The sequence below is a fragment of the Pseudoalteromonas sp. S2755 genome (genome assembly GCF_005886535.1).
Lineage (GTDB): Bacteria > Pseudomonadota > Gammaproteobacteria > Enterobacterales > Alteromonadaceae > Pseudoalteromonas.
This window is the reverse complement of sequence record NZ_PNDS01000215.1, coordinates 1-6010: the sequence shown is the minus strand read 5'-3', so window position 1 is coordinate 6010 and position 6010 is coordinate 1. Positions and strand designations below refer to the sequence as shown.

General features: G+C 45.0%; 4 protein-coding genes and 1 tRNA gene. All 5 read right to left on the bottom strand.

What is annotated here, in order from left to right; genetic code table 11:
- On the bottom strand, window positions 1–2052 hold a 2052-nt coding region (gene rsxC, locus CWC03_RS22860), incomplete at its 3' end, for an electron transport complex subunit RsxC (RefSeq protein ID WP_138583798.1).
- A 9-nt stretch (window positions 2053–2061) separates the two neighbouring features.
- Window positions 2062–2616: an electron transport complex subunit RsxB gene (rsxB, locus tag CWC03_RS22855; protein WP_138583797.1), complete on the bottom strand. Its 555-nt coding sequence runs from the start codon at window positions 2614–2616 to the stop codon at window positions 2062–2064.
- A 2-nt stretch (window positions 2617–2618) separates the two neighbouring features.
- Window positions 2619–3200, bottom strand: a complete 582-nt coding sequence (rsxA, locus tag CWC03_RS22850) for an electron transport complex subunit RsxA (RefSeq protein WP_010370383.1) — start codon at window positions 3198–3200, stop codon at window positions 2619–2621.
- Between the two features lie 596 nt (window positions 3201–3796).
- Window positions 3797–5740 carry an EAL domain-containing protein gene (locus CWC03_RS22845; protein WP_138583796.1) on the bottom strand — a complete coding sequence of 648 codons (1944 nt, stop codon included), beginning with the start codon at window positions 5738–5740 and terminating at the stop codon, window positions 3797–3799.
- Window positions 5741–5927: 187 nt separating this feature from the next.
- Window positions 5928–5996: transfer RNA gene (locus CWC03_RS22840), tRNA-Asn, on the bottom strand.
- Between the last annotated feature and the right edge of the window lie 14 nt (window positions 5997–6010).

The window sequence follows — 6010 nt, the reverse complement described above, 5'->3', positions numbered from 1 at the left end:
CTTAGCTCTGGCAATTGCGGCTGCAACGGCGGCTTTGCGTGGATCTTCCTCGGCGCTTTCCGTTGGAGCGGCTTCTGCTTGCTCGCCTGCGCTTTCGCCAGCTTCTTGTGCCTCTTTAGCGGCTTTCTTGGCCTTAGCTCTGGCAATTGCGGCGGCAACAGCTGCCTTTTTATCGCTTGGCGCTGCATTGACTTCAGGTTCTGCGGTGTCTTCTGCGGCTGCTTTTTTGGCTTTAGCCCGGGCGATTGCAGCAGCTACGGCTGCCTTTTTATCATCTGCTGCAGCTGGCTCAGATTCAGGCGCGGTTTGGGCAGCGGCCTTTTTCGCCTTTGCACGGGCAATGGCGGCGGCTACTGCATCTTTTTTATCTGTGCTTTCAGGCTGATCAGTTTTTTCTTCTTTATATTTACGCGCTTGCGCTTTGCGTTTTGCACGCTCTTCAGCAATGGCGCTGTTATCCGGCTCTAATTCGCCATTCTCACCTCGTTTGGCTTTGGCGCGTGCAATCGCAGCTTGGACCGCGGATTTATCTGACTGCTTATCTTTAACGCGTGAGAGTGCTTCTTGCACTTTTTCTTTATCTGCGGCTTTTGGTGCAGCACCAGCTGAACGGCGTTTATGTTTATTTTGACGCTCTTCTTGTTCGCGCTCTAAGCGCTCCTTTCTTGCCTCAAAACGCTCTTTAGCACGCTCAGCTTTGACTTGTTCAAGTTTTTGTTCGCGAATGTCGGCTTTGGCAACTCGGTAGTATTGCACCAAGGGGATTTCGCTTGGGCAAACATAAGAGCACGCACCGCATTCGATACAGTCAAAGAGGTTGTATTCCTCTAATTTTTGGTACTCTTTGCCTTTAGCAAACCATTGTAACTGTTGTGGTAATAAGCTTTGAGGGCAGGCATCTGCACAGGCACTACAGCGAATACATGCCTTTTCATCACCTGGGATCGCAAGTTCTTGGTTGTCTGGCGCGAGTATACAGTTGGTGGTTTTGACCACAGGGATCCTAACCGATGGCAAGGTAAAGCCCATCATTGGACCGCCCATGACTACGCGCTGCGCCTCTACTGGCGAAAAGCCTTGTGAGTCTAGCAGGTGCTTTATTTCAGTGCCGAGTAAAGCCCACACGTTGCTTGGCTGAGTAATGGTATTACCGGTCACGGTAACTACACGCTCAATAAGTGGTTTACCCTCAAAAATGGCTTGCCAAATTGCGAACAGTGTTCCAACGTTCTGCACTAGAACGCCGATATCCGCTGGTATTCCAGCACTTGGTACTTCTTTGGAAGTTAATAGCTTGACCAGTTGCTTTTCACCACCAGAAGGGTATTTGGTTGGCACACTACGGACTAAGATATCCTGATTATGTTGAGCTGCTGCGGTGATCGCCGCAATGGCTTCAGGTTTATTATCTTCAATGCCAAATAACACTTTTTGTGGCTTCAATATGCCTTGTAGCACTTCGACGCCTGCGATGATTTCTTTGGCGTGCTCACGCATCAAACGATCATCGGCTGTAATATATGGTTCGCACTCAATGCCATTGACGACTAAAAACTCAATGGGCTTTGGGCTGTCTGCTTTGACATAGGTTGGGAATCCCGCACCACCCATACCGGCAATACCAGCCTGGTGGATAATATCGATAAGCTGTTTGTTATCAAGCGTGCTAATGTCGCTAATTGGGTTCAGTGGTGTCCACTTATCTTCACCGTCTGGGCGCAAAATAATACTGAGCTCAGGTAGCGCGGATGGATGCGCCGATGGCATCGGCTTTATCGCTTCAATGGTGCCAGATGTGGGAGCGTGAATGGGGAGCGACCAGTTCGTGCCGGGAGCCGTCAATGCTTGCCCTTTAAGCACGTGCTCGCCAGAGTTAACTAACAGGCTACCATTGGCACCAATGTGTTGCTTTAGGGGCAGGATTAGTTTATCAGGCAAAGGTAAACGAGCAATCGGTTGTTGGTTAGATAATGTCTTTTGCTCTGGTGGGTGGATGCCACCTGGGAACTGCCACAGTTTTCCACTTTCTATTTGTTCAAGTAATGTTTCCACTTAAACCTCTTAATCAATCTGTGTCACAGGAATGGCATGTAGCTGCCATTTCCACGTTTGCTTGGTCTGTGCAACTGGGATCATATCAATACAATCGACCGGGCAGGGCTCGACACACAGATCGCAGCCTGTGCACTCGTCAACTAGCACGGTGTGCATTTGTCTGGTTGCACCAACGATGGCATCAACGGGGCAAGCTTGAATGCATTTGGTGCAGCCAATACATTCGTCTTCACGAATGTAAGCCACCTTCTTAACCGGCTCTGCGTCTTCCCCACCAGCCAGTGGTTTTGCTTCAACGCCCATTAAATCCGCCAGTTTTTTCACTGTTGCTTCACCGCCGGGAGGGCATTTATTCACATCATCGCCATTTGCAATCGCTTCAGCGTACGGTCGACAGCCGGGATAGCCACACTGACCGCATTGAGTCTGTGGCAGAATAGCATCTATCTGTTCAACAATTGGGTTGCTTTCAACTCGGTATTTCACTGCTGCATAGCCAAGCACAATACCAAAAATAAGCGCCAGCGCACCCAGCGCAAGTAATGCGTAAAGTAATGTCATATCTAAAACTTAACCAATCCAGAAAAGCCCATAAACGCAAGCGACATGAGTCCTGCGGTGATCATTGCTATCGATGCACCTTTAAACGGTGTCGGCACGTCAGCGACTGCTAAACGCTCACGCAAAGCGGCGAATAGCACCAAAACCATAGAAAAGCCAACCGCAGCGCCAAAACCATAGACAGCAGACTCTAAAAAGGTGTGGTCTTTTTTGATATTAAGTAGTGCAACGCCAAGCACTGCGCAGTTAGTAGTGATCAAAGGCAAGAAAATTCCCAGTAACCGATACAAGGTTGGGCTGGTTTTACGCACCACCATTTCTGTAAATTGTACAACTACCGCGATAACCAAAATAAAGCTCATCGTTCTTAAAAAAGTGAGGTCAAGTGGCAATAAAATATACTGATTGACTAAGTAGCTGGTGACTGAGGCTAGCGTGAGAACAAAGGTGGTCGCTAACGACATTCCCACTGCGGTATCCAATTTTCCAGATACCCCCATAAATGGACATAAGCCCAAAAATTGGACTAAAACGAAGTTATTCACCAGCACTGTGCCAATGAGCAACAAAATGTATTCGGTCATTCCTGCCTCTATAACTTATTCACTTTATGCGGGTTTTCCCGTCAAATCGAGGTGATAGTTAACTGTATTAAAGAACTTACTAGGTGCAAGTTTTGACTGGATTTAATTTTGCTAAAAATACTTTTTAGTAGAATTAAACCGGTAGCACCGTTCTGCTTTGAATTTTTTAAGTGAAAACATGTGCCTACTATCATTGAAGCGAGCGTCTCAAATAGTGTGAGTCCGTAGCTTGTCATGTAATGCTGACAGTTTTCATTCAGTTATTAGCAAGTAATCCTAATTCAGAGTTTGCTTATCTGGCTAAATATATGAGCTTTGAGCAATAAAATCATGGTGATAGAGTAATTTTTATTGCTAGATCTTGGATTACCGCTAGCGTTGAAATAATCTTCAAGCTTATCTTTGTGAACTTCTTAGATCGCATGGATAAATTTGAATGATAATTCCTGCCAATAGTAACACAGATTGTAACTGGTGTGGCAAATGATAGTGTGCGAAAGTCAGTGCAATGATGCGGTAAAGGGAAGGGCAAACAAGTTGCCCTTGGAACTTTCGTTGAACTTGGATAAGGGCTCAATTACCCAAGCTTTAGTTACCTAGATTTCCTTAGGTTTTTCGATGTAATAGCCTTGTACACCATCCAAACAAAGTGTTTCGACTATGTGTTTTTCCTCTTGGCTCTCGATACCTTCGGCAAATACGTTGACACCGATACGGTGCGCAAGGTCAACCATTAAGCGCATAAAATATTGGTTATTCTTGTCTTCTTCAAGACCGCGAGTATAGCTTGCGTCCATTTTAATATAGTCAGGTTTTAAGTCTCTAAAGAACTTAAATGACGTCAAACCCACACCAAAACGCTCAACGGTGATACGAGCACCGGCACGATGAACCATATCAATAAAGCGCTTACTGGCTTTAATATTTTGCTGTAAGCCAAACTCGCTAACTTCAAATACCAGCTTAGGGGCTAGATTGGTTTCTTTTAACAACCGACGCTCTAACCAGATCACAAACTGATCGTTATGAGCACTCGATGCGGTAACGTTGATCCCAAAATACTTTTCATTAAAATTACGCGTTTTGATAAGTTCTAGCGAGGTGTCGATTATAAGTTGATCAATCTCGATGGCCATTTCTAGCTTTTCCGCCATGGCAAGGAAAGAGGCTGTTGGTAGCATTTGTCCTTCTTCGGTTTTGAAGCGAGACTGGATCTCAGCATAGGCCTTAGAATTTTTACCAATTGGCATGATATTTTGCATCATCAAGCTAACCCGCTTGCTGCTGATCACATCGCGGATCACGCGGCGCCAGTTTTGATTGCCAAATCCAGCACTGACATTATTCACTAAGTCAGACTCACGTTGAATATGCCAAGCATTGGCTTGTTTGCTCTGCGCCATACTCATCGCATTATCGACAACCGAGAGTAGCTCTCCAAGTGGTTTACCATTCTCATAAGGCACGATCCCAGTGTTTGCAACCGATGATAGTTCTTGGTTTTGCTGAAACTGAGTAAAGCGTGCTTGCAGAGTTTCACCAAACTCTTCTGCTTCTTTACTTGGTACATTGGGTAAGATCACCGCAAAATCCGAGCTATTTAAACGGAATACTTGGCTGCCAGCATAAGTGCCGGTGACGTGTTTGATGATATCCGATACTGACTTAATATACTCATCGCCTTTTTGATAGCCACGGGTTTGGTTTATGACCTGCAATTCAGAACAGCGGATCATCGCCAGTGAGCCAAATGCCTTTTTGGCAGACGATTCGATATACTGCTCGTAGTACTCAACGAACATATTACGGTTGCCAAGATCAGTAACTACATCTTTATACGCCTCTTGCTTGATAGAGTGGGCGGCGTTTTTAATGTCTTCTTGCTTTGATTTTAAAAAGCTGGCTAAGCGTTTAAAAGAGGGGATTAAATCTTGGCCTAGTTCTGCCACTTTGCCATCGTTAAAGTCAAATTCAATATTGTCGGTAACTTGGTTTTGCGTGATGTATGAATCTACAGCATTGGCCACTGTCATACTAACGTTGCGATTCAGTTTTTTATAGACGCCTTGCATAAAGAAAACAGGAATAAAGGCAACTAAGGCTGAAATAATGATAAGTAGTAGTAGGGCTTGTTGTAGTAGTTGCGCCTGGCTTTGTGCATTGATCAAGAATTCAATCTTGATGTCTTTGGTATCGTTAACAGCAAATTGGGGGCGAATCGCATTGATATTTGATTCTATGAGTTCGGCAATAAAGGGGAGGTTGCTCGGTGTATTGACTTGCAAAACGGTTTGACCGTCAAAGTCTCGTACGATAAAAGTTGAGAAAACATCTCCGCTATTTAAGGCCTGACGGATATGTTCAGGAGTAACTTCAGTGAGTTTCTTATCCTTTATATACTCTGTCACCATGGTATGGGCACTTTGTTGTGCTTTGTTGATTGCAGAGTCAAAACTTGTTGCGAAAAAAAAGCTACCAATCAAGGAGAATAATAGCCAAGAGGTGACTTGGAGTACGATAAGTTTTTTAAAACCAGCCATAGTACGCTTCTTAAAGAGAGTTATTCCATAGTATCGGATGCATTGCTAATTTCTTTATCAAATTCATCGGTTTGATTTTTGTCTGGTCGATAAATTACAGAGCAGGTTGTTATCAGAGCAAATGCAGTGAGAATATTGCTTGTAGAGTAGTGTAAATGCTGGAAAAAGTCTAATGCTTTCGCGGAATTGGCTCCCCCTCCCCGACTCGAACGGGGGACCTGCGGATTAACAGTCCGTCGCTCTAACCAACTGAACTTCGGCAGACCATCC

What these genes read in the sequence shown, in the direction of transcription:
- rsxB (WP_138583797.1), bottom strand. Translation starts at nt 2,616, where the DNA reads ATGACATTACTTTACGCATTACTTGCGCTGGGTGCGCTGGCGCTTATT.
- rsxA (WP_010370383.1), bottom strand. Translation starts at nt 3,200, where the DNA reads ATGACCGAATACATTTTGTTGCTCATTGGCACAGTGCTGGTGAATAAC.
- CWC03_RS22845 (WP_138583796.1), bottom strand. Translation starts at nt 5,740, where the DNA reads ATGGCTGGTTTTAAAAAACTTATCGTACTCCAAGTCACCTCTTGGCTA.